Annotated in this window: 5 protein-coding genes; all 5 read right to left on the bottom strand. The window is 72.1% G+C overall.

Annotated features, from left to right (window positions below; genetic code table 11):
* Positions 1–278, bottom strand: a 278-nt coding sequence (locus tag AC08OO_RS21590; RefSeq protein WP_476618976.1) for a hypothetical protein, incomplete at its 3' end; no start/stop codon positions are given.
* A 368-nt stretch (positions 279–646) separates the two neighbouring features.
* A complete protein-coding gene (locus tag AC08OO_RS21585) occupies positions 647–1,279 on the bottom strand; it encodes a GNAT family N-acetyltransferase (RefSeq protein ID WP_011438406.1) in 633 nt (210 codons plus the stop codon).
* A gap of 9 nt (positions 1,280–1,288) precedes the next feature.
* Positions 1,289–1,933, bottom strand: a complete 645-nt coding sequence (locus AC08OO_RS21580) for a MogA/MoaB family molybdenum cofactor biosynthesis protein (protein WP_476611769.1) — start codon at positions 1,931–1,933, stop codon at positions 1,289–1,291.
* Positions 1,930–2,433, bottom strand: a complete 504-nt coding sequence (gene moaC / locus AC08OO_RS21575; RefSeq protein ID WP_476608075.1) for a cyclic pyranopterin monophosphate synthase MoaC — start codon at positions 2,431–2,433, stop codon at positions 1,930–1,932. The genes AC08OO_RS21580 and moaC overlap by 4 nt, the downstream gene beginning before the upstream one ends.
* Positions 2,430–3,785, bottom strand: coding sequence for a molybdotransferase-like divisome protein Glp (glp, locus tag AC08OO_RS21570; protein WP_476611770.1), 1,356 nt, complete (start codon positions 3,783–3,785; stop codon positions 2,430–2,432). Before glp ends, moaC begins: the two co-directional genes overlap by 4 nt.
* Positions 3,786–3,795: the final 10 nt, after the last annotated feature.

Genomic DNA, 3,795 nt, shown 5'->3' with positions numbered 1-3,795 from the left:
ATCCCATCATCGACCACCATGATCCCGCCCGCCCCCATACTCCCACCCGCTCCTGTGGTTACGTTGTCAATCTCGCGGGATCTGTGGTCTCCGCGGTGTTCGCCGTCATCGGGGGGAGGGAACGCCGCGGGAAACGCGTCCCACCCACCACCCACTGGATGCGCACCATCCGCGGCGAGCGCGGCGGATGCGGGCGCTCTGACCATGAGGAGCCTCTTCTCGACACCAACGATTGCGATTTCGTAGTCGACGCTAGTGAGCGAAATCCACGTGGTCACCGACCCGGAGCCCGCGTGTCGCATCCGCAACCGGATGGTCGGTGGTGGATGTGTGGTCGTCAAAACGCACCGTGGCACCCCACCAGGACCGCGTATGACCTATGGAAGCCCTCGTAGAGAGCATCGGTATCCGGTCATGACCTTCACTTTGTCACCGGATTGAGATCCGGAACGACGGGCGGTGACGAGAAGGGACTACATCTGGTAACCGACACCGTCCCGGTGGCGGAGTGGAACGTGTCACGCAAGCCATGGATCCAGGCATCGGTTTCAGGCGCGGCGGCACCGTCAGGCGCGGCACCGTCAGGCGCGGCACCGTCAGGCGCGGCACCGTCAGGCGCGGCACCGTCAGGCGGCGCGGCGGCCGCTCAGGGCCGGCTGTACCGGGTCTCCCGCCAGCGGTGCACCAGGCCCTCGGGGACGTCCTCGGTCGTCAGCGCGAATCCGATGTGGTCGTGGTAGCGGCCGTCGATGGCGAGGAAGTGCCGGTGCAGCCCCTCCTCGCGGAAGCCGAGCTTCGCGAGCACCCGCCGGCTCGCGGCGTTCTCCGGGCGCACATTCGCTTCCACCCGGTGCAGCCCGACCGGCCCGAAACAGTGGTCGACGACGAGCGCGAGCGCGGTCGGCGTGATGCCTCGACCGGCGTACTCGCTATCGATCCAATAGCCGACCTGAGCGCTGTTGAACGCCCCGCGCACGATTGTGGACACGGTCACCTGACCGACGAGCCGCCCCTCGAAGGTGATCGCGAACGGCAACGTGGCGCCGAGCCGGGCCTGCTGGCGCAGGCGGTGCCACATCTGACGGTAGATCGAGAGGGTCTGGCGCTGCGCCCAGGTCTCGCGGACCATCATCACTCCGGGTGGGGTCGCCTCCCACGGCGCCAGCCAGTCGGCGTTGCGCAGCCGCACCTCGACCCACGTGGAGGCGTCACGCAGACGAAGTGGCCGCACCTGGACCCGTCCGTCAGTCAGGACTGCCGGCCAACCCGGAGCTCCCACCGTCGCGCCCTATCCGGCGTCAACGGCATCGACGGCAGCGGCATCGACGGCAGCGGCATCGACGGCAGCGGCATCGACGGCAGCGGCATCGACGGCAGCGGCATCGACGGCAGGGGCAGCGGCAAGGCCCGCGGACCCCGCGGCCGGGTGCCCGTGGTCGTCGGCTCCGCGCAGCTGGGCGACGGCATGACCCACCACCCCGGCCAGCACGCCCAGCCCGTCGCGTACCCCACCGGTCGAGCCGGGCAGATTCACCACCAGGGTGGCTGCGACGGTTCCGACGAGCCCGCGGGAGAGCATCGCCGCCGGCACGGTCTCCCGACCCGCCGCGCGCAGCGCCTCAGCGAGTCCGGGCACGGCCCGCTCAATCACCTCGCGCGTCGCCTCGGGGGTGACGTCGCGGGGACCGAGGCCGGTGCCACCAGTGCTCACCACCAGGTCCACTCCGTCGGCGACGGCGGACCGCAGCGCGGCGACGATCTCATCCCGCCCGTCCGGGACGATCGTCGCCGCGCCCACCTCGAAACCGAGCTCGACGAGCCCGGCGACGAGCAACGGGCCCGACCGGTCGGCATAGATCCCTCGGTACGCCCGGTCGGAGACGGTGATGACCCGGGCCCGGGCACCCGCGGGAAGGTGGCGCCTGCCACTCATTCCGCGGACCCCGCGTCCGGCGGGAGGTCGGCATGCCAGTCCCCGGAGCGCCCCCCGGTCTTCGCGATCACTCGCACCCCGGTCAGCTCCGCGGCGGGATCCACCGCCTTGACCATGTCGTGCAGCGTAAGCCCGGCGACGGCGACGGCGGTCAGCGCCTCCATCTCGACGCCGGTCCGGTCCGCCGTCCGGACCGTGGCCATGATCGCCACACCGTCGTCCCGTACGTCCAGCTCGACCGTGACGCCGGAGATCGCGATGGGATGGCAGAGCGGAACGAGATCGGGCGTGCGCTTGGCCCCCATGATCCCTGCGACCCGGGCGACTGCGAGGGCGTCGCCCTTCGGTACCCCCTGCCCGCGCAGCAGCGCCACAACCTCGGGAACGACCCGCAGCATCCCGGTGGCGGTCGCGGTACGGGCAGTGACGTCCTTCGCCGACACGTCGACCATGCGGGCCGCGCCGCGGTCGTCGACGTGGGTGAGCCGGGCGGCGGTCACCGGGCCGCCGATCCGGCGGCCCGGGTCACGGCCGGGGAAGCCGGGTCCGGGGAAGCCGGGTCCGGAGCATCGACGTCCGCAGTGTCCGCAACCGCCCAGGCCATGCCGGAGAGAATGGCCCCCGATACGTCCGGGAGCAACAACGCCGGCAGCCGGCTGCCCGCCGGCACCTCGGTAACCTCCTCAGGGATGATCAGCAACGCCTGCGCTCCCGCCAGCGAGGTGAGCTGATGTGACCCCTGCCCGCCGGCCAGATGGGCGACGGTGGCGGGTTCCAGGCGCCTACCGTCCCCGCTCCGCTCCAGCCCCACCCTCGGGAAGGACCTCGTCCCGAGGGGGGAACGCAGGTCGGATCCGACGGTCACGACAATCCGCGGGAGCCCGGTGCCGGCGAGACCGCGCATCCGTTGCAGGGCCGGGCGGACGAACAGCTCGAACGAGATGAGGGCGCTGACCGGGTTCCCCGGCAACGTGAAGACGGGCACACCGTCGACCAGGCCGAAACCCTGCGGCTTGCCCGGCTGCATCGCGACCCGATCGAACCGGACAGTCCCGGTCCGCGCGAGCACCTCCTTGACGACGTCATATGCCCCGACGCTGACGCCACCGGTCGTCACCACGGCATCCACGTCGGGAAGCACCCCGTGCAGGGCGGCGGCGAAGGCGTCCGGCTCGTCGGGCACCCCGGCCAGGCGGCGTACCACCGCGCCGGCCTCCCGCGCCGCGGCGGCGATGCCATGGCTGTTCGAATCGACGATCTGCCCGGCGCCCAGCGGTGTACCGACCTCGACAAGCTCGGTCCCGGTGGACAGCACCGCCACCCGCGGCCGGGGATGCACCGGCGGGCGGGCCACGTTGACCGCAGCGAGCAGGCTGATCTGCGCGGAGCCGATGATCGTCCCGGCGGGGAGCACCAGGGCGCCCGGGGCGACGTCCTCCCCCGTCCGGCGGATGTGCAGGCCACGGCGCGGCGCCCGCTGGACCGCAACGGTCTGGCGGCCACCGTCGGTCCACTCGAGCTGGACGACCGTATCCGCTCCCGAGGGCAGCGGGGCCCCGGTCATGATGCGTACCGCGGCGCCGGGGAGCAGCGCGGCCGGCGAACCCGGACCCGCGGGGACGTCGCCGATGACCGGTAGGGAGACGGGAGTGGCCGCCGACGCCTCGGCCACGTCGGCGGCCCGGACGGCGTACCCGTCCATGGCCGAGTTGTCGAACCCGGGAAGCGCGACCGTCGCCCGGACGTCCGCGGCGAGCACGCATCCGTGCGCCTCGTCCAGCCTGGCCTGCCGAGCGCGGGTCGGCCGCACCGTAGCCAGGATCCGCTCGAGGTGTTCATCCACCGAAGTCATGGGCGCCCGT

It is taken from the genome of Frankia sp. CeCAU1 (genome assembly GCF_977971845.1).
This window is presented reverse-complemented; position numbering and strand designations above follow the sequence as displayed.